An 18311-nucleotide genomic window follows, 5' to 3' on the forward strand; every position below is an offset into this window, starting at 1 on the left:
GTCAATTCCTTCGCAGCATGAAGTCACGGCCCAGGAACCGGATGCCCACGGCAACCACCGCCGTGGTGATGACCAGCAGGACAACCCCCATGGCCGCCAGCATTTCGTATTCCCCCTGTTCGCTCAGATCGAGCGTCAGGATCGAGATCACGCGGTTCTGGTAGGAGGACAGGAACATCGCCGTCGACAGCTCTCGCGAGCAGATGACGAAGACCAGGATCCAGACACCCAGAAGCGATTTCTTCAGCACCGGCGCGACCACCTCGGCCAGCGCGCGGAACCGCCCCCCGCCGTGGATGCGCACCGCCTCCTCCAGCTCAGGATTCATCGACCGCACGCCCGAGGCGCAGGAGACAAAGGCAATCGGCAGGAACCGCGTCACGAAGGCGATGACAATCAGCGTCGAGGATCCGTAAAGCGACAGCGGCGGCCCGGCATAGGCGGCGTAAAAGCAGATCGCCAGAACGATCCCCGGCACCGCCACCGGCGACACCGTCAGAAAGGCGATCACGGCAGCCATCGGCACCAGCTTGCGGATCACCATGTAAGCAATCACAAACCCAAGCGCCGTGCAGAGCGTCGCGCCCGACAGCGAGATCGTATAGGTGTTCCACAGCGCATCCCGCACCGTCTGCTGCTCGAACAGGATCTCGCGGTAATTGGCCAGGGTCATATTGTCGAAACCGAAGGGCTTGGCCCAGGCGATGGAAAACGACGTGGTGATCAGAATGAAGGCCGGCAGCACCACGGCCAGCAGGGCAACGGCAATGCCATGGCCAAGGAACAGCCATTTCCAGCGCCCGATCTTCATCGGCTCCCGCGCGCCGCCTTTGCCGCTGACGGCAACCGTGCCACCGCGCAACATCAGACGCTGCGCAATCAGCAGCACAATTGTAATCAGCACCATGGGCACAGAAAACGCCATCGCCAGTTCGATCTTGGCCGGATACTCGAAAAAGGTCGTCAGCTGGGTCGTGGCCACGTTGAACCGGGCCGGAATGGCGATCAGCGCGGGCGTCCCGTAAAGCGCGATCGTCTCAAGAAACACCAGCATCGACGCGCCAAGGATCGCCGGCAGCGCCAGCGGCAGGGTGATCAGCCAGGTCGCCCGCATGGGACCCGCGCCATGGATCGCCGCGGCCTCCTCCATCTCCGACGAAATGAGGTCCAGCGCCGAGGTCGCAAAGATGAAGATCAGCGGAAAGACATTCAGCGCGATCACAAAGGCCAGCCCCCACATCGAGAAGATGTTGAACAGCGGCTCTTCCGATCCGGTCAGGCTCTCCCATATCTGATTGATCCAGCCGGCATTGGGACCGGCCAGCAGGATCCATCCGATGGCCCCCAGAAACGGCGGCACGATGAACGCCCCAAGCACGGCAAAATACATAAGCCCCCTGCCCGGCGTATCGGTACGCGACACGGCAAAGGCCATCGGCAGCGCCATGAAAACCGACATCAGAACCGTCACGCCCGCCAGCTGCAACGTCTGCCAATAGGCCGTCATGTAGCGTTTGCGGGTAAACACATCGACGAAATTCTGCAGGGTGAACCCGCCGGTGTCGGGGTCGGTGAAGCTTTCGATCACCAGCCGCGACAGCGGGCTGACGATCAGCACCACCAGCAGGATCGCGATCAGCGCGAACACCGCGATCGTCCAGTCGAAACGGGGCACGCGCCAACCGACGCGCGCCTCCTTTTCGGTGTCGGCGACCTGCACCATCAGATGCCGAACGTATCGCGGAACATCTCTGCGGTCTCACTGACCTCGGAGATGATCTGATCCTTGCTCGCGGTGATGACCTTGACCTCGCTCAGCGGCACGACCCCCTCGCGCACCTTGACGTCCCCCCGGATCGGAGTGGAGAAATTCTCCGCCGTCAGCTCCGCGATTTCCGTGCCCATCAGGAACTCCAGAAAGAGTTTCGCGGCCTCGGGATGCGGCGCATTCTTCAGAATGCACGACGGCGAGGTGATCACGACCAGACCATCGGTCGGGGCCTTCATGGCCATCGGGTTGCCCTTCTCGGCCGAGATCAGCGCCGATGTCGTGGGCCCTGCCCCCACCACGGTTTCGCCCGCAGCGGTGGTTGTCACCACGTCGATGGAGGACCGGCCGATATAGGGCTCCTGATCGACCAGTTTCTCAAAGAATTCCCAGCCGTAAAGCTCCCGCATCTTGACCGCCCAGATACCGACATAGCCGGAAAAGCCCGGATGGCCGATCGCCAGCTTGCCCTTCCATTTCGGGTCCAGCAGATCCGGCCAGTTCGTTGGCGCATCCGCCTCCGACACTTCGGCGGTATTATAGACGATCCCCATCGGGCCCGCGGTTGTGACATGATAGGTGTCGTCGGGATCGATGCCCTGAAACGCCGGCAGAACCTCTTCCTTTCGGATCGGGCTGTAGCCGGTCAGCAGATCGCGGCCTTTCAGGTCTTCGGCATGGGCGATGTTCGAGGTGGTCAGAACGTCGCAATTCGCCACGCCGGTATCCAGATCCTGGTTCAGACGCTGGAAGGCGACCGTTGCCGTCGAGCGCACCACATTGACCTTGATCCCCGGATAGAGGCTGGTGAACAGCTGACCGCAGCGTTCGGCGGTTTCGCTATCCATCGGCACCACATACCAGGTGACCTCCCCCTCCGGCTGCGCCTTTTCATACAAGGCGGCGATGTCGTCGCTCATATGGCTGGCAGCCTGTACCCCGACAGGCAGCAGCGCCGCCGTTGCGGCAGATGCCATCAGAAATGTTCTGCGTTTCATGTGTAGTCTCCTCCCTAAGAACTCTGTCACCGGACCGCATCCCCCTGCAGCCATAGCGAGCGGGCCCTCTCCCTGCGGACCCGGCTCGGCCAAACTGTTATGTCGTCGCCGCCGCCCTCTCCGGCTGTTTCAGCGCGGCCACCAGATCCGCATAGACCCGGCCGCCCGACAGGATGTGATCGCGCATCGCGTCGCGGGCCGCCTCGACCTCGCCCGCCGTGATCGCGGCGACCACTTTGCCATGTTCGTCCCAGGACCGTTCGATCCGGGATTTCTGGTAAAGGCTGGATGAATGGTAAAACGTCATACGTTTGCGGGTCTGGATGATCAGACTGCGCAGATAGTCATTCCTGGCTCCGACGTAGATCGTGTCATGGAACTGCCGGTTCAGCTTGATATAGGCCAGACTGTCGAGACTGGCCGCGCTTTCCGCGCTGTCCTGATGGATCCGCGCCATATTCGCCTTTTCGTCCTGCGGCATGCGATGCGCGGCCAGACCGGCCGCCTCTGCCTCCAGCATGGCGAGGGTTTCCATCATCGCGACCGCCTCTTCCGCACCGATGGACACCACAACGGCGCCATGGCGCGGCCGGATCTCGACAATCCCTGACGCGGCCAGCTGCATGATCGCCTCCCGCGCCGGGGTCCGGGAGATCTCGAACCGCGCGGCAAGCGATTTCTCATCAATCGAATCGCCCGGTCGCAGCACGCCTGACGCGATATCCCGCTCCAGTTTCCGCCGCACTGTTTCGCTCACACGCCCCAAGGCATTCCCTCCGCTTTCACGTATTCATTGCTTGATTCTACGTATACGTAAAGAGATTGTATATATTCATTAAGTGGTTTTATGCTCACCTAGAGTCGGGGAACGCAGGACACCCCGGCAGGGGAGAGAGGGCAATACATTGAAAACAAAAGCTATAATGATTAGACAGCACGGCGGGCCCGATGTTCTGACACTCGAAGAGACAGAGCTGCCGCCGCTGAAATCAGGCGAGGCGCTGATCCGGAACACCGCCTGCGGCGTGAACTATGCCGATATCTACGAACGCGAAGGCGATCACGGCGGGCCGCATTCCGCCAAACCGATGCCCATCGTCATGGGCCATATGGCCGTTGGCATCGTGGAGGAGGTCGGGCCGGATGTGTCCTCCCCCCCTGTCGGTGCCCGTGTCGGCTATATCGGTCCCGCCAGCTATGCCGAACATACGGTCATGCCCGCCGCCCGGCTGTTCCCGCTGCCCGATGCCCTGTCGGACGAGGTTGCGGGGGGGTATCTGCTGCGCGGCCTGACAGCCGAATATCTGGTGCGGCGGCTCTACCCTCTGGGTCCCGGCAAGACCGCGCTGGTGCATGCGGCCGCCGGCGGCATGGGGATCCTCCTGGGGCAATGGGGCCGGAAACTTGGCGCCCGGATGATCGGAACGGTCGGATCGGACGAAAAGATGCAGATCGCCAGAAGCTTTGGCTATGATGCGGCGATCAACTACAACACCGAAGATTTCGCGGCCCGGGTCATGGAGCTGACGGACGGAACCGGCGCCGACGTCATCTATGACGGCATCGGAAAATCGGCTTTCCGCGCATCGCTCGACTGTATCCGCCCGCGCGGCATGGTCATCAGCTATGGCACGGCCTCCGGCAATGTCGGGGCCTTCGACCTTCAGCTGCTGCATTCCAAGTCGATCATCGTCACCCGCCCCACCCTGCGCAGCTGGATTGCCGACCCCGAAGAGGCCCGCGCCGCCGCCGGTGCGACCTTCACATTTCTTGCCGATCCCGACATTCGCACCCCGATTGGCGCGATCCTGCCCCTGTCTCAGGCGGCAGAGGCGCACCGCCAGCTGGAAGGGCGCGTGACCACTGCCCCGATAATTCTGAAACCGTGAACGGAGGCCCCCCAATGTCGCAGACCCCCTTCCCCCCGAACTGGCACCCCGACCGCACCTTTGCCGAGGGCCGCATCGGCTTTCGCATTGCAGACAGGGTCGCCGTGGTCGCCGTCCAGATCCCGCAAAAGCACAATGCGCTGGACGAACCGGCAACCGCCGGTCTGGTGGATGCGCTTGCCGCGGCAGAGGATGCCGGCGCCCGGGCCCTCCTCCTTACCGGCATCGGTGGCAAGGCCTTCATATCCGGCGCCGACGTCTCCGGCTTTGACGGCCCCCGCCCGACCGGCACGGATTTCATCGACCGCCAGCGTATCCTCTCTGTCTGCCCGATCCCGACCATTGCCGTGATCCACGGCTATTGCATCGGAGGCGGGCTGATGACGGCGCTCAACTGTGATTTCCGCCTCGCCGCCACCGGCTCCAGCTTTGGTGTCCCGGCGGCCAGGCTGGGCCTCTCCTACGGCACGGACGGGCTGCGCGGGCTGGTCGAGACCATCGGTCCCGCCCGCACGCGGCGGCTGCTGTACCTGGGCGATCGCATCGACGCGGACACCGCACTGGCCTGGGGCCTCGTGGAACATCTCTACCCGCCGGAGGAGCTCTGGACCGCCGCGATGGAGATGGCCAAGAGAATCGCCGCCAATGCCCCGATGTCCATCAGCGCCACCAAACAGACCGTGGCGGATATCCTCGCCGACCCTGACCGGCGCGATCCCGACCGCATCGCCGCTCTGGGCATCGCCTGCAAGGACAGCCGCGACTTCCGCGAAGGCCGCGATGCCTTCCGCGAAAAGCGCGCCCCCCGGTTCGAGGGGCGCTGATGTCTCTGGTCCTCTATCACGCGCCCAAATCCAGCGCCTCGCGCCGCCTGCGCCTCTTTCTGGAAGAAAAGGGGCTGAGCTATGAGGGCCATGTCATCAACCTTGCGGTCCAGGAGCAGCACAGCCCCGCCTATCTCAGGATCAATCCCATGGGCGTGGTGCCGACGCTTGTGCATGATGGCAGGGCGCTGCACGAAAGCAGCACGATCTGCGAATATCTCGATGCCATCCGGCCCGAGCCGCCACTACGGCCCGCGGACCCTTATGACCTTGCGCAGATGCGCAACTGGGTGCGCTATGTCGACGGGCTGATCTCCAACCTCATCCGGTTCAACTGGCGCCACGGCATGGCCGCCGGCGCGGCACGGATGACCGAGGCAGAGTTCGAGGAGATGCTGAAATCCGTCCCATCGGAAGAGCGCAAGGAGGCCTGGCGCCGCGCCGCCCGCAATCCCTATACGGAGGCCGAACTGGATGACTCGCGCCGCGCCCTGCTGGCCATGCTGGACCAGATGGAGGGCATGATCGAAAACGACGCGCTGATCGGGGGGCGCTACGGGCTGGCCGATATCGCCACCGCCCCCTTCGTCCGCCGCATCGAAGAGGAAATCGCCCCCGATGCCTTCGAAACCCGCCCCAACTGCGCCAGCTGGTGGCAGGCCCTGACCCGGCGCCCCGCCTATGCCAGGGCCGACTTCGGACCGTTTCTGGCATAGCCCGCCACGATCCTGCCCCCGCCCCTGGCTTTCGTCAGCCCGGCCAGCGGCGCCCTAAGCCGGGCTTTGCAGGGCCTGTGGAGCACATGTCGCGATCTGCCGGCCCTACGGGCAAGACACGGGATACCCCTCGCCCGGCCCGACGCGCCCCCGCCCCGGCCCAACAGCGCTAGGTCCACTTCGGTCATTCCCTGAGGCGCTGCCCCTGACATGCGCCGCGCCCAGCGCACCAACCGCCTCAGCCTTCGATATCTCGCTTCCGCCCGGCCAGAAAATCGCGCAGATCCAAGACGGATTTCTCATCCATCGAAACATAGATCAGGCTCATATTGGTCCGCTCGCGCACCATCTCGCCGGGGAACGGCAGATAGCTCAGCTCCCGCGAGCCAAAGCTGGGGGAGGCCGTGCCCACCTGCCAGTCGGTGGTCAGCTCCACATCCACCAGCTTCAGCGCCTTCGAACCGCCCTGCCCGGGCCGTTCAAACGGCACCCCGGCCAGCTTGAGGTAACTCGTCTTGTCCTTGGCCTGCACGAAGCCATCGATGAACTGCGCGGCAAGAACCTGCAGATCGGCCGCCTCGTCATGCTCATGCATATGCGAATGCAGATGCTCGGCGTCCTGGCTATGGTTATGGTCGTGCGGATGGGGATGCGGGTGGTCGTGGTGGTGATGGTGCCCCTGCGGGCCGTGATCATGCGGCATGACGCCTGTCCTTCATCTTGGCAGAAATACTCCGGGGAGCGCGAGGGGCAGCGCCCCTCGCCCCCTCCGCTCGCTCCCGGGCTCAGAAATGCTTGGTCTCATTCGACCAGCGCTTGCCTTCAAATTCGCCATGCGGGATCGAGACGGGCTTGTCGATATGCTGCCGGTGCTTGCCCAGCGTGCCGTTCGACACCATCGCGCCCAGCACGTCGACGATGACCCGCGTGCCCATCAGCGCGGTGATGTCCGAGGTGTCATAGGGCGGGGAGACCTCAACAAGCTCCATCCCGCAGATGCCTTCCGCCGCGACTTTCGACGCCAGCGCCAGCGCCTCCCGCGGCAGGAAGCCGCCGGGTTCCGGCCAGCCGGTGCCGGGGACAAATCCGCAGTCGATGCTGTCGATATCGAACGACATATAGACCATGTCGACCCCGTCCCAGGCCATCTCCAGCGCCATTTCGACGGTCTTGTCGATGCCCATCTTCTCCATATCGCCCATGGTGATGATATTGGTCTCGCGCTCGCGGGCGATCTTCACCGCCTCGCGCGGAACCTGCCAGCCGCCGATGCCAATCTGCACGAGGTTCTTCGCGGGCACATTGGGCAGGTTCGTCGAATGGAACCAGGGCGTCGTATGCATCCGCTCGTCCAGGTCCTTTTCCTGGATATCGGCATGGCGGTCGAAATGGATGATCCCGATCTTCTTCGACGTACATTCGGCGATGCCACGCACACAGGGAAAGCCGATGGAATGGTCGCCCCCGATCATGATCGGCAGGGAGCCGGAGCTGAACACATGGCTCACCGCCCGGCTGATCTGGTCGAAGCTCTTCTCGATATTGGCGGGAATCGTGAAGACATCACCCGCATCGCAGAGCGTCATCTGTTCCCGCAGATCGACCCCAACCTCGTAGTTATAGGGCGTATAGAGGGCGGAAATCTTGCGCACCCCCTGCGGCCCGAACCGCGTGCCGGGACGGTAGGTGGTGCCGCCGTCAAAGGGGATGCCCAGCACGGTCGCATCGTAATAGCCGACCTCCGTCACATCCTCCGTATAGGGCGCCTTGAGGAAAGTGTTGATGCCGGCGTAATGCGGCAGCTCGCCCCGCGCGAAGGTCGGGATGGACTTATCGTCGATGCTGTCGGCGCCAGTGAGGCCCATGCGCAGCGCCCAGGCGCGTTCCTCGGCCCAACGGCCCTCGGGCAGCTCGGCCTCCTTGCGCATGGCCTTCCAGCCGGCAAGCTTGGTGAGGTCCGGGTGGTGGGGCCGCTGATCGCGCGCGGCGTGGCGGGCGGCCCGCGCCTGCGGGCTCTGCGGGGAACGGCTGCGGTGAAGCTCAGAAAACATCGCTGTCTCCTAATCGGTCGCCCAACGGGGCGGATAGGGTCCGGGCCTTGGCTGTCCCACGCGCGGGGCCCGGCGGCGCGCGTGGGTATGGGTCAGATCGCGGGCTCGGGAACCGGCGGTTCAGGTTCCGCCACCCGGGCAGAGAGCGAGGGGTGCCTGTCGAGGATACGCTGGAACGGCATGCCGCCGTCCCGCGCGTCAAAATCGTAGGTAATCGTTGCGCCGTAAAGGCCCGGATCCTGCGGGTCCCATTTCGGCTTGTCGAAGACGAGGACGCGGTCGCCCAGCTTGAAGGCCTCTTCCAGATCGTGGGAGACCATGAAGACGGTCATCAGCGTCTCGTTCCGCAGCTCTGTCAGGAATTCGTGCATCTGCACCCGCGTGCCCGGGTCAAGCGCGCCGAAGGGTTCATCCAGCAGCAGGACGCGGGGCCGCGCGGTCAGCGCCTGCCCGATGGCCAGCCGCTGCTGCATCCCGCCCGAGAGCGACGCGGGATATTGGCCCGCCACATGGTTCAGCCCGATCCGCTGGAGCATGGCATCCGCCCGTTCGCCGGCCGCACGGCGCGCGGCACCGGTCAGCCAGCCAAGGCGGGTCGCAAACCCCTCGCCCGCAATGATATTGTCGCGCACGGTCAGATGCGGGAAAACCGAATAGCGCTGGAAGACGACACCGCGTTCGCGCCCCGGCTCCACCGCGACTGCGCCGCCGTCGACCGTGATCTCGCCTTTCACCGGGCGTTCATCGGCCAGAAGCAGCCGCAGGAAGGTCGACTTGCCGCAGCCGGAGGCGCCGACGATCGACACGAATTCCCCCTCGGCCACGTCGAGGTTGACGCGTTCGATGATCGACCGGCCGCCATAGGCCTGCCAGACGTTGCGGACCTGAACGAAACTCATAGGCCCGCCTCCATCCACGGGAAGGCGCGACGGGAGAGCTGTTTCAGCGCCCAGTCGAGCAGGAAGGCCAGCAAAGTGATCCAGATGACATAGGTCAGGATCACATCCATGGCGAGGTAGCGGCGGACGAGGAAGATCCGGTAGCCGAGCCCCACATCGGCCGCCACCGCCTCTGCCGCGATCAGGAACAGCCAGGCGGAGCCGAGCGAGAGCCGGATGTTGGAGATCAGGCGCGGCAGGACCTGCGGCAGGGCCACGCGCAGCGCGATCACCAGTGACGACGCGCCGAGGGTCTGTGCCTTGACCAGCTGTTCATGCGGGATCTCCAGCACCCTTTGCGCCAGGTCGCGGGTCATGAAGGGCGTGATGCCGATGACGATCAGCACGATCTTTGAGGTCTCTCCCAGCCCGAAGACGATAAAGAGGATCGGCAGCAGCGCCAGCGGCGGCACCATCGACAGCACCGCGACAAAGCCCGAGAGGGTCGAGCGGAAAAGCGGCAGCAGCCCCACCACCATGCCGATCAGCAGGGAGGTGGCGGCGGCAATCGCCACGCCGCTCAGCAGACGGCGCAGCGAGGCCCATGTGTCCTGCCAGAGCAGGATCTCGCCCGACCGCCGGTCGCCTTCGGTGAAAAGCCGCGCGGCGGTGTCCTGAATGGTGCTCAGCGCCGGCAGGAGCTTGTCCGCCGGGTTCGCGGCCAGCCGGATCTCCGATCCCACGGCATAGGCCACGAGCACAAGCACGAAGGGCAGCGCCGCGAGGATCACGGCGAGCGGGCGGGCGGGGATCCGGTTGATCAGTCGCATGGGTCCGGTCCTGCGCCCCGACGTCACCGCCGGGGCGCGTTAGCTCAGAGCGCGCCGTCGGCGGCCATCTGCATATAGCTGGCGTCGAACCGGAACATCACGTTCTGGTCAGAGCCGGAGATGGTGCCGCCGGGATATTCCACGCCCACGAAATCGGCGGAGGGCGCGCCTTCGCCAAGGATGCCCTTGTCGAAGAGGAATTCCGCGATCTCCGTCATCGTGGCGGGCAGATCGGGCGAGGAGGCCTGCGCCACGGCGGCGGCCGGATCATAGAACATCTCCGTCGCGGCGAGCTGCGCCTTGTAGCCGTCCAGATCGGTGCCCGAGGCTTCGGCCATGGCTGTCAGCGCCTCTTCATCGCCCGCGGCCATCAGCCCCATGACCTCGTACCAGGCGCCGACCAGCGCCTTGCCGAAGGCCGGGTTGTCGGCCAGCGTCTGGGTGTTGACGACCATCAGGTCGAGGATCTCTCCCGGAATTTGCGAGCTGTCGAACAGCACCTTGGCATCAGGGTTCGACGCCGTAATTTCCGAGACCAGCGGGTTCCAGGTGACGACGGAGGTGACATCATCCGTCGCATAGGCCGCGATCATGTCGGCGTCGGAGGTGTTGACGACCCCGTCGAGGTCCCGCTCCGCCAGCCCGACACTGTCCAGCGCCCGCGCCAGCAGGTAATGCGACACCGACAGTTCCACGAGGTTCACCTTGGTGCCCTTAAGGTCCTCCAGCGTCGTGTCGCCCTTGGCGATCACCGCGTCATTGCCGTCGGAATAGTCGCCCACGATCAGCGCCGTGGTGTCCACACCGCTGCCTGCCGGGATCGACAGCGTGTCCATATTGGTGGCCGACACACCGTCAAAGGCACCGGCCGTATACTGGTTGATCGACTCGACATAGTCGTTGATCTGCACGATCTCGACATCGATGCCGTATTTCTCAGCCCATTTGTCCATGATGCCGGAGGTTTCGAGATAGCCCCAGGGCATCCAGCCCACATAAATCGACCAGGCGACCTTAAATTCGGTTTTTTCCTGCGCAATGGCAGGCGAGAGCGTCGCGCCGAGCAGCCCGAGGCTGAGGGCGGTGGCGGACAGGAACTTGGCTCTTGTCATGATCTTCCCCGTTGCGTTCCGCCTTATGATGAGGAGGTTCGCGGCCCGCTGGCGGAACAAGGACTAAAGCGCGGGTCGAACCTGCGCAGTGATCCTCCCGGGATTTTGGCCCGCCGTGTGCCCGGGGGAATTTGCCCGCCGGGTGGCATTTCTCGGACCGAACCCGCCTGGGATGGCGGTGGAACCCTAAACGCCCTGCCCCTCCAGCAGAGCCCGCCTGCCCCCGTCGATCAAGACAAAGGTGCCTTTACGGCAGTGTCTCGACGGGAAACGCCCGAAAATCCGGCAGACACCAGAACTGAGACAGACGATCGCACCGCCCAAGGCCCCGACCCGGCCAGACCGCCGCCGTATTACGTGGTCGCGATTAACATGGTATACTGCCAGAGCGGCGTCGGACCGTGGCAGTCTGCCCTACCGTCGCAGCCGGCACTAAGCCATGGGGGGACAGGACATGCACTATTTCGACCTCGGCCAATACAGCCGGCCCGCCAGCGCGACGCCAGAGGCGCAGCTCTGGTCCGATCGCGGGCTGAACTGGCTTTTCGCCTATAACCACGAAGAGGCCGTGGCCTGTTTCGAAAAGGCCATCGCATCCGACCCGGGCTGTGCCCTGGCCTACTGGGGCATCGCCTATGCCATGGGCCCGAACTACAACAAACCCTGGGAGGTTTTCACCCCCGAGGAAAAGGCGCCTGCCCTCGCCCGGGCCCGCGACGCGCTGGCCCGGGGTATGGCCCTGCCGCATGCGACGCCGGCGGAACGCGCGCTTCTGACCGCGCTGTCCTCCCGCTACCCCGACGATCCCGAGATCGAGGATTACCAGCCGTTCAACGACGGGTTCGCCGCCGCGATGGCGCCGGTCTACGAGATGGCACCAGATGATCTGGACCTCGCCTTTGTCTATGCAGAGGCCCTGATGAACCGTACGCCCTGGCAGCTCTGGGATCTGCGCCTGCGCATACCGACCGAAGGCTCCTCCACCACAGAGGCGATGCAGGTCCTTGAGCGGGCCTTTGACACAACCCCCGGCGCCTGGGACCATCCCGGCCTGCTGCATATGTATATCCACCTGATGGAAATGTCGCCGCACCCGGAAAAGGCCCTGCGCCACGGCGACCGGCTGACCGGGCTGGTGCCCGATGCCGGCCATCTGGTGCACATGGCCACCCATATCGACGTCCTGTGCGGCGACTATCAGAATGTGCTGGCACGCAATCTGGCGGCGGCTGCGGTGGACGACAGGTTCAAAGCCTATGCGGGCGGCGCGAATTTCTACGCGCTCTACCGCATCCACAATCTGCATTTCGCCCTCTACGGCGCGATGTTTCTGGGCCAGCGCGCCGCGGCGGTCGATGCGGCCCGGCGTCTGCGCATCGAAGTGCCCGACGAGGTGGTCCGCGTCTATCCCGACCTGTTCGAAACCTTTGTGGCGGCCTTCCCGCATGTCTACATCCGCTTTGGCATGTGGCAGGAGATCCTGGACATCGACCCGCCCGAGGATACCGCGCTCTATGTCACGACCAATGCGCTGATCCTCTATGCCCGCGCCATTGCGCTCGCCAATCTCGGCCGGGCGGAGGAGGCCGCGGCGGAGCAGGCCCGCTTTGACGCGGCTTTTGACGCCGTCCCCGAACAGCGGATGCTCTTTAACAATTCGGCCCGCGACGTGCTTGCCGTCGCCTCCGCGATGATGCACGGCGAAACCGCCTTCAAGGCCGGCCGCCGGGAAGAGGGGCTCGCCCATCTGCGCCGGGCCGTGACGCTGGATGACGGGCTGATGTACGAAGAGCCCTGGGCCTGGCCGCAGCCTGCCCGGCATGCGCTTGGCGCCCTGCTGATGGAGGCTGGCCAGTTTGACGAGGCCGAGGCCGTCTACCGCGCCGATCTTGGGCTCGACGGGGCGCTGCCCCGCCCCAGCCAGCACCCGCGCAACGTCTGGGCCCTGCATGGCCTGCACGAATGCCTGGAGCGGCGGGCCGAAACGGTGGAGCGCCCGCATATCAAGGCGCTGCTCGATCAGGCCACGGCCCGCGCCGATGTGCCGATCCGCGCCAGCTGCCTGTGCCGGTCGCGCGCCGCCTGACGGTCCTGCCTGGTCAGACGCTGCCAGGCCCTGCGCATCAGGGTCGCGGCCCGACCCGAACCCGCGCCACGAGAGCTATGCGCCCATCCCGGCTGGTCCGTCTCCGCCCGATCCACCCGGCCGGACCTTTCCCGATGCCTGCGCCGCGCGCGGGGCCGGCCCCCGGGGCGCGCGACATCGCGGCCCGCGCGGCGGAGGCCGGCCTCATCCCACCGCGCCAAGCCCCACAAACTGCGCCACAAACCCGGGCGCCGGGCGGGTCCGGATATCCGCCGGCGTGCCAACCTGTTCGATCCGCCCCATCGACATGACGACAACCCGGTCGGCAAGGCTCAGCGCCTCGTCCTGATCGTGGGTCACAAAAACCGTGGTCAGGCCGGTGGCATCGTGGATATCCCGCAGCCCTGCCCGCAATTCCTGACGGACCTGCGCATCCAGCGCCCCGAACGGCTCGTCCAGCAGCAGGATCCGCGGCTCTGTCGCAAGCGCCCGCGCCAACGCCACCCGCTGACGCTGCCCGCCGGACAGCTGCGACGGATACCGGCCCCCGATATCCGGCAGCCGGATCAGATCGAGAAGCCCGGCGACCCGGCGCGCGATCTCTGCCGCCGGCGGCCGGTCCCTGCGCCGCCGCGCCCGCAATCCGTAGGCGATATTCTCGGCCACCGTCATGTGCCGGAACAGCGCGTAGCTCTGGAACACAAATCCCGCCCGCCGGTCCTGAACCGGGACGCCCGTCGCATCGACCCCGTCCAGCAGGACCCGGCCCGAGCTTGGCCGTTCCAGCCCTGCGATGATCCGCAGCAAGGTCGTCTTGCCCGACCCCGACGGCCCGAGAAGCGACACCATCGCGCCCGACGGGATCGCAAGCGACACCGGGGACAGCGCGGGAACGCCCTTGAACGACTTGGTAATCTCTTCGATTTCGATATGCATCATGCTCTCCGTCAATGGCGCCGCATGGCCGACAGCAGATCGGCATGCCGCCATTCCAGCAGGGTTTTCAAAAGCAGGGTGATCAGGGCCAGCCCGCCCAGCAGGGCCGCCATGCTGAACGCCGCGACCGAAAGATATTCGTTGTAAAGCATCTCGATCATGATCGGCATGGTCGTGGTCTGCCCCCGGATCTTGCCCGAGATCACGGCCACCGCCCCAAATTCACCCATGGCGCGCGCATTGCTCAGCAGGACACCATACAGCAGCGCCCAGCGGACATTGGGCAGCGTCACGGTGCGGAACATATGCCAGCCGGAGGCCCCCAGCGTCAGCGCCGCCTCTTCTTCGGACCGGCCCTGTTCCATCATCACCGGGATCAGCTCTCTCGCGACAAAGGGAAAGGTGATGAACATGGTGGCCAGCACGATCCCCGGCAGGGCAAACACCACAGTCAGCCCATGCGCCACAAGCCAGGCCCCGAACAGCCCGCCGGTTCCATAAACCAGCACCAGCGCCAGCCCCGCCACCACCGGCGACACGGAAAACGGCAGATCGATCAGACTGATCAGCATCGCCTTGCCGCGGAAATCGAACTTCGCAATCGCCCAGGCGGCGGCCAACCCCGCGACCGTATTCAGCGGGACGGCCACGGCGGCGACGATCAGCGTCAGACGGATCGCCGCCAGGGCGTCCGGCTCCGACAGGGCCGCAACAGCCGCGCGCCCCCCCTCTCTCAGCGCCTCGGCGAAGACAACCGCCAGCGGTGCAAAGAGCAGGATCGCCGCCCCCGCGACCGCCACCAGGATCAGCCCGGCCCGTACCGCCGCCGTTTCGGTGCGCACACCGGGCGCCGCGCGCGACATCAATCCGACCTCAGCCATGGCTGCGGCCCTCCTTCCATGTGATCCGCCGGGCCCGGCGTTCCGCCGCCGGACAGCCCGGGACGTGGCGCGCCAGCAAGAGCCGGGCCAGCCACAGACCAAAGAGCAGATTGGGCAGCCCCAGCCAGACCAGCAGCCCGGCCCAGAATGTCGCGCCGCCAAGCCACAGCACCGCTGCCGTGACCGCCCCCGCGCCCCCGGCCACCAGCGCGATGATCAGCGCCGCGCCGGATGCCACGCGATAAGAATGTTTTGCCGAAACGTCAGACATGTCCGATCCTCCTGCGGCTCCAGACCTGGGCCGAGTTAATGACAACCAGCATCGCGAAAGAGATCGCCAGCATCGCCAGCCCGATCGCCGCCGCCCCGTCGTAATTGTATTCCTCCAGCCGGATCACGATCAGCAGCGGCGCGATCTCCGTCTGACGTGGCAGATTGCCGGCGATGAAGATGACCGATCCGTACTCTCCCACCGATCGCGCCAGGGCCAGCGCGAACCCGGTCAGCAGCGCCGGTGACAGCACCGGCAGCACCACCCGCCGCAGCGTGCGGACCCGCGACGCCCCGAGCGTTGCCGATGCCTCTTCCCATTCCGGGTCGATTTCCTCGATCACCGGCTGCACGGTCCGCACCACAAAGGGCAGGCCGACAAAGATCAGCGCCAGCCAGATCCCGGTTTCCGTATAGGCCACGCGGATGCCAAGCGGCTCCAGCATCCGGCCAAAGGCGCCGTTGGGCGCATAAAGCGCCGTCAGCGCGATGCCCGCGACGGCCGTCGGCAGGGCAAAGGGCAGATCGACAGCCGCATCGATCAGCCGGCGGCCGGGAAAGCGGTAGCGCGTCAGAACCCAGGCCAGGATCACCCCGAAGACCAGATTGATGACAGAGGCCACGAAAGCCGCCCGGAACGACAGCGCCAGCGCCGACATGACCCGGGTTGACCCGAGATGGCCCAACACCTCGGCCGGGCCCATGATCACACCGCGCCCCAGCAACGCGCCCAGCGGCAGCAGCACCACGACCGACAGCGCGGCGATCAGGATCGACAGGCTCAGGCCAAACCCCGGCAGAGTGGATCCGTGTCGCATCGCCCTACTCCGAATAGATGCGGTCAAACACGCCGCCCTCGCCAAAGAACTCCGGCTGCGCCTTGGACCAGCCGCCAAAATCTTCGATCGTCACCAATTCCAGATCCGGAAACCGCGCCACATCTTCGGGTCGCGCGCCGGACAGATCCCAGGCCCGGTAATAGTTCTTCAGCGCAAGCGCCTGTGCCTCGGGACTGTAGAGATACTCAAGATAGGCGGTGGCCGCCTCCCGCTGCGCGTCATCCAGATGCGCGTCGACCAGAGCGACCGGCGGCTCCGCCAGGATGGAGACCGACGGCACAACGATGTCGAACCTGTCCTCGCCGATTTCCTCCAGCGCGAGGAAGGCTTCGTTCTCCCATGCCAGCAGCACATCGCCCACACCCCGCTGCGCGAAGGTGGTCGTCGCCCCCCGCGCGCCGGTGTCGAGCACCGGCACCTGCGCAAACAGCCGGCGGAGGAAGTCGGTCGCCGATGCCGCGTCACCGCCGGGCTGCCGCATGGCCCAGCCCCAGGCCGCCAGAAAATTCCAGCGCGCCCCGCCCGATGTCTTTGGGTTGGGCGTAATCACCTGAACCCCGTCGCGCACCAGATCGTCCCAGTCCTTGATCCCCTTCGGATTGCCCTCCCGCACGAGGAACACAATTGTCGAAGTATAGGGGGAGGCATTGTGCGGCAGCCGGTCCTGCCAGCCCTCCGACACATCGCCGCTGCGAGCCGCGATCGCATCGATGTCAGACGCCAGCGCCAGCGTGACGATCTGGGCAGGCAGGCCGTCGATCACGGCCCGCGCCTGCGCGCCCGAGCCGCCATGGCTCTGTTCGATCCTGACCGGCGGCTTGCCCTGCCCCGCCCACCACTCTGCAAACAGGGCGTTATAGGCGCGGTAGAATTCGCGGGTCGGGTCATAGGACACGTTCAGCAAAGTGATCTCTGCCTCGGCGGCAGCCGGGCTGATCAGGCAGGTGCCGGCCAGAAGCCCGGCGAGAAAGCTCCGGCGCAGCATGCCGGCGGGGGTCTGTGTCATATCGGTTGCTCCTCTGATGACCCGCGGCTCAGGGCGGCCCGGGCTTATCATCAAAATATCCACCGATTAAGTCGTGTATAAAGAGAAACCTCTTTGCCTTCTCGCTCCGGCAGAGGGAAAATTATTCTCTCCCGCCGTCAGACCGGAAAAAATTCAGACTGCGCCGCCGCTGCGCCCCGCCATGCCTTCAGAAAATATCTGATTATTATCAGGGTCCTGAAGCAAATCCCGCAGGGTCAGCGACTCGATCAGGATCAGATAATTCCAGAAGACCTCGCCAAAGACGCGTCGCAGCTGACAGGTGGCCTCATCGGTGCAATCGTCGCAGCGCCGGTACGCCCGGCGCGACAGACAGCCCAGCGGTGCAATCGGCCCGTCGATCTGCTGCAAGAGCCCGCCCAGCGAAACAGAGGCCGGATCCCGGATCAGGAAATACCCGCCCGACCGGCCCCGTTTTGCCCCCAGATACCCCGCCTTGCGCAGGTCGAGCAGGATATGTTCAAGAAACCGTTTCGGCGCCCCGGAGCGTTGCGAGATCTCTTCGATGGTCAGCGCCTCGCCCTGCTCCAGCCCGCCAAGAGCCATCAGCGCCTTCAGCGCGTATTTGGTTTTCTGAGTGATCATATGAGAAGTTAATCACCGTTTTATCGGCAGGAAAAGTCGTCTTTCATCAAATCACGATAAAATCGGTAGACTTATAGTTTTTTTGCGTCACCCTTAGCCCGTGACCGACTCGACAGGAGGATCGGATGACGCTGGACCGGATAGACCGAAAGATTGTCACCGCGTTGATGACGGATGCGACGATCCCGCTGGCGCGGCTTGCGGATCGTGTGGGCCTGACGGTGACACCCTGCTGGAAACGTGTGCGCCGGCTGACCGACAGCGGCATCATCCGGGCCCGCGTCGCCATCGTCGACCCCGAACGCATTGGTCTGGGCATGGTGGCCTTTGTCGGCGTGTCTGCCCCGGAACAATCGGCGCAATGGCACACAAGCTTTGCCGAAGCTCTCGCCGCGATACCCGAGGTGATGGAAGCCTATCAGATGGCCGGGACCGAGGATTATGTCCTGCGTATCGTCGCCCGGGACATGCCGGATTTCGAACGCGTCCGGCAGCGGCTGGTCTCGGCCGTGCCGGTACGCGGGCTGACGGCCAGCTTTGCCCTCAGACGGCTGAAATCGGAAACCGTCCTGCCCATCGACACGCTGACGGCCTAGGGCCGCC

At 65.0% G+C, this 18311-nt stretch carries 19 protein-coding genes and 1 riboswitch; of the genes, 5 read left to right on the forward strand and 14 right to left on the reverse strand.

Annotated elements, in window-relative coordinates; all coding sequences use genetic code 11:
- Position 1: 1 nt before the first annotated feature.
- From ACRARG_RS05240 to ACRARG_RS05250, 3 genes are all read right to left on the reverse strand, one after another.
- Positions 2–1723, reverse strand: coding sequence for an ABC transporter permease (locus tag ACRARG_RS05240; protein ID WP_432688938.1), 1722 nt, complete (start codon positions 1721–1723; stop codon positions 2–4).
- Positions 1723–2766 (reverse strand): ABC transporter substrate-binding protein, encoded by a 1044-nt coding sequence (locus tag ACRARG_RS05245; RefSeq protein WP_432688939.1) that lies wholly within the window; start codon positions 2764–2766, stop codon positions 1723–1725. Before ACRARG_RS05245 ends, ACRARG_RS05240 begins: the two co-directional genes overlap by 1 nt.
- Positions 2767–2863: 97 nt before the next feature.
- Positions 2864–3523 carry a GntR family transcriptional regulator gene (locus tag ACRARG_RS05250; protein WP_432688940.1) on the reverse strand — a complete coding sequence of 220 codons (660 nt, stop codon included), beginning with the start codon at positions 3521–3523 and terminating at the stop codon, positions 2864–2866.
- 166 nt (positions 3524–3689) lie between these two features.
- Between ACRARG_RS05250 and ACRARG_RS05255 the strand changes: the two genes are divergently transcribed.
- From ACRARG_RS05255 to ACRARG_RS05265, 3 genes are read left to right on the forward strand one after another with little or no spacing between them, the layout of a single operon-like run.
- Positions 3690–4655, forward strand: a complete 966-nt coding sequence (locus tag ACRARG_RS05255; protein ID WP_432688941.1) for a quinone oxidoreductase family protein — start codon at positions 3690–3692, stop codon at positions 4653–4655.
- A 14-nt stretch (positions 4656–4669) separates the two neighbouring features.
- Positions 4670–5479, forward strand: a complete 810-nt coding sequence (locus ACRARG_RS05260; RefSeq protein ID WP_432688942.1) for an enoyl-CoA hydratase-related protein — start codon at positions 4670–4672, stop codon at positions 5477–5479.
- Positions 5479–6195, forward strand: coding sequence for a glutathione S-transferase family protein (locus ACRARG_RS05265; RefSeq protein WP_432688943.1), 717 nt, complete (start codon positions 5479–5481; stop codon positions 6193–6195). Before ACRARG_RS05260 ends, ACRARG_RS05265 begins: the two co-directional genes overlap by 1 nt.
- Before the next feature lie 238 nt (positions 6196–6433).
- Here the strand turns inward: ACRARG_RS05265 and ACRARG_RS05270 are convergent, their stop codons facing one another.
- The 5 genes from ACRARG_RS05270 to ACRARG_RS05290 form a co-directional block, all read right to left on the reverse strand.
- Positions 6434–6898 (reverse strand): hypothetical protein, encoded by a 465-nt coding sequence (locus ACRARG_RS05270; protein ID WP_432688944.1) that lies wholly within the window; start codon positions 6896–6898, stop codon positions 6434–6436.
- An 82-nt stretch (positions 6899–6980) separates the two neighbouring features.
- A complete protein-coding gene (locus ACRARG_RS05275) occupies positions 6981–8246 on the reverse strand; it encodes an agmatinase family protein (protein ID WP_432688945.1) in 1266 nt (421 codons plus the stop codon).
- A gap of 92 nt (positions 8247–8338) precedes the next feature.
- A complete protein-coding gene (locus ACRARG_RS05280; protein WP_432688946.1) occupies positions 8339–9145 on the reverse strand; it encodes an ATP-binding cassette domain-containing protein in 807 nt (268 codons plus the stop codon).
- The gene (locus ACRARG_RS05285) at positions 9142–9954 is read right to left on the reverse strand and encodes an ABC transporter permease (protein WP_432688947.1); all 813 of its coding nucleotides are present in this window, start codon (positions 9952–9954) and stop codon (positions 9142–9144) included. Before ACRARG_RS05285 ends, ACRARG_RS05280 begins: the two co-directional genes overlap by 4 nt.
- A gap of 44 nt (positions 9955–9998) precedes the next feature.
- A complete protein-coding gene (locus ACRARG_RS05290; protein ID WP_432688948.1) occupies positions 9999–11066 on the reverse strand; it encodes a putative urea ABC transporter substrate-binding protein in 1068 nt (355 codons plus the stop codon).
- Between the two features lie 92 nt (positions 11067–11158).
- Positions 11159–11267: riboswitch (guanidine-I (ykkC/yxkD leader) on the reverse strand.
- A gap of 253 nt (positions 11268–11520) precedes the next feature.
- Between ACRARG_RS05290 and ACRARG_RS05295 the strand changes: the two genes are divergently transcribed.
- Positions 11521–13152, forward strand: a complete 1632-nt coding sequence (locus ACRARG_RS05295; protein ID WP_432688949.1) for a tetratricopeptide repeat protein — start codon at positions 11521–11523, stop codon at positions 13150–13152.
- 204 nt (positions 13153–13356) lie between these two features.
- Here ACRARG_RS05295 and ACRARG_RS05300 read toward each other — a convergent pair whose 3' ends face one another.
- From ACRARG_RS05300 to ACRARG_RS05325, 6 genes are all read right to left on the reverse strand, one after another.
- Positions 13357–14088, reverse strand: coding sequence for a sulfate/molybdate ABC transporter ATP-binding protein (locus tag ACRARG_RS05300; RefSeq protein WP_432688950.1), 732 nt, complete (start codon positions 14086–14088; stop codon positions 13357–13359).
- Between the two features lie 11 nt (positions 14089–14099).
- Positions 14100–14951, reverse strand: coding sequence for a sulfate ABC transporter permease subunit CysW (cysW, locus tag ACRARG_RS05305; RefSeq protein ID WP_432691317.1), 852 nt, complete (start codon positions 14949–14951; stop codon positions 14100–14102).
- Between the two features lie 10 nt (positions 14952–14961).
- Positions 14962–15240 (reverse strand): hypothetical protein, encoded by a 279-nt coding sequence (locus tag ACRARG_RS05310; protein ID WP_432688951.1) that lies wholly within the window; start codon positions 15238–15240, stop codon positions 14962–14964.
- Positions 15233–16057, reverse strand: a complete 825-nt coding sequence (gene cysT, locus ACRARG_RS05315; RefSeq protein WP_432688952.1) for a sulfate ABC transporter permease subunit CysT — start codon at positions 16055–16057, stop codon at positions 15233–15235. Before cysT ends, ACRARG_RS05310 begins: the two co-directional genes overlap by 8 nt.
- Before the next feature lie 4 nt (positions 16058–16061).
- Positions 16062–17084 (reverse strand): sulfate ABC transporter substrate-binding protein, encoded by a 1023-nt coding sequence (locus tag ACRARG_RS05320; RefSeq protein WP_432688953.1) that lies wholly within the window; start codon positions 17082–17084, stop codon positions 16062–16064.
- Between the two features lie 153 nt (positions 17085–17237).
- On the reverse strand, positions 17238–17708 hold the full coding sequence (locus ACRARG_RS05325; RefSeq protein ID WP_432688954.1) for an RrF2 family transcriptional regulator: 471 nt from the start codon (positions 17706–17708) through the stop codon (positions 17238–17240).
- 125 nt (positions 17709–17833) lie between these two features.
- On the opposite strand from ACRARG_RS05325, the gene ACRARG_RS05330 reads away from it, so the two are divergent.
- Positions 17834–18304, forward strand: a complete 471-nt coding sequence (locus tag ACRARG_RS05330) for an Lrp/AsnC family transcriptional regulator (RefSeq protein WP_432688955.1) — start codon at positions 17834–17836, stop codon at positions 18302–18304.
- The last annotated feature ends 7 nt before the right edge of the window (positions 18305–18311 follow it).

This window comes from Pseudooceanicola profundi (genome assembly GCF_050897955.1).
Lineage (GTDB): Bacteria > Pseudomonadota > Alphaproteobacteria > Rhodobacterales > Rhodobacteraceae > Pseudooceanicola.

What these genes read in the sequence shown, in the direction of transcription:
- ACRARG_RS05280 (WP_432688946.1), bottom strand. Translation starts at nt 9,145, where the DNA reads ATGAGTTTCGTTCAGGTCCGCAACGTCTGGCAGGCCTATGGCGGCCGG.
- ACRARG_RS05255 (WP_432688941.1), top strand. Translation starts at nt 3,690, where the DNA reads ATGATTAGACAGCACGGCGGGCCCGATGTTCTGACACTCGAAGAGACA.
- cysT (WP_432688952.1), bottom strand. Translation starts at nt 16,057, where the DNA reads ATGCGACACGGATCCACTCTGCCGGGGTTTGGCCTGAGCCTGTCGATC.
- ACRARG_RS05285 (WP_432688947.1), bottom strand. Translation starts at nt 9,954, where the DNA reads ATGCGACTGATCAACCGGATCCCCGCCCGCCCGCTCGCCGTGATCCTC.
- ACRARG_RS05240 (WP_432688938.1), bottom strand. Translation starts at nt 1,723, where the DNA reads ATGGTGCAGGTCGCCGACACCGAAAAGGAGGCGCGCGTCGGTTGGCGC.
- ACRARG_RS05265 (WP_432688943.1), top strand. Translation starts at nt 5,479, where the DNA reads ATGTCTCTGGTCCTCTATCACGCGCCCAAATCCAGCGCCTCGCGCCGC.
- ACRARG_RS05325 (WP_432688954.1), bottom strand. Translation starts at nt 17,708, where the DNA reads ATGATCACTCAGAAAACCAAATACGCGCTGAAGGCGCTGATGGCTCTT.
- ACRARG_RS05320 (WP_432688953.1), bottom strand. Translation starts at nt 17,084, where the DNA reads ATGACACAGACCCCCGCCGGCATGCTGCGCCGGAGCTTTCTCGCCGGG.
- ACRARG_RS05295 (WP_432688949.1), top strand. Translation starts at nt 11,521, where the DNA reads ATGCACTATTTCGACCTCGGCCAATACAGCCGGCCCGCCAGCGCGACG.
- ACRARG_RS05290 (WP_432688948.1), bottom strand. Translation starts at nt 11,066, where the DNA reads ATGACAAGAGCCAAGTTCCTGTCCGCCACCGCCCTCAGCCTCGGGCTG.
- cysW (WP_432691317.1), bottom strand. Translation starts at nt 14,951, where the DNA reads ATGTCGCGCGCGGCGCCCGGTGTGCGCACCGAAACGGCGGCGGTACGG.
- ACRARG_RS05330 (WP_432688955.1), top strand. Translation starts at nt 17,834, where the DNA reads ATGACGCTGGACCGGATAGACCGAAAGATTGTCACCGCGTTGATGACG.
- ACRARG_RS05260 (WP_432688942.1), top strand. Translation starts at nt 4,670, where the DNA reads ATGTCGCAGACCCCCTTCCCCCCGAACTGGCACCCCGACCGCACCTTT.
- ACRARG_RS05275 (WP_432688945.1), bottom strand. Translation starts at nt 8,246, where the DNA reads ATGTTTTCTGAGCTTCACCGCAGCCGTTCCCCGCAGAGCCCGCAGGCG.
- ACRARG_RS05300 (WP_432688950.1), bottom strand. Translation starts at nt 14,088, where the DNA reads ATGCATATCGAAATCGAAGAGATTACCAAGTCGTTCAAGGGCGTTCCC.
- ACRARG_RS05310 (WP_432688951.1), bottom strand. Translation starts at nt 15,240, where the DNA reads ATGTCTGACGTTTCGGCAAAACATTCTTATCGCGTGGCATCCGGCGCG.
- ACRARG_RS05270 (WP_432688944.1), bottom strand. Translation starts at nt 6,898, where the DNA reads ATGCCGCATGATCACGGCCCGCAGGGGCACCATCACCACCACGACCAC.
- ACRARG_RS05245 (WP_432688939.1), bottom strand. Translation starts at nt 2,766, where the DNA reads ATGAAACGCAGAACATTTCTGATGGCATCTGCCGCAACGGCGGCGCTG.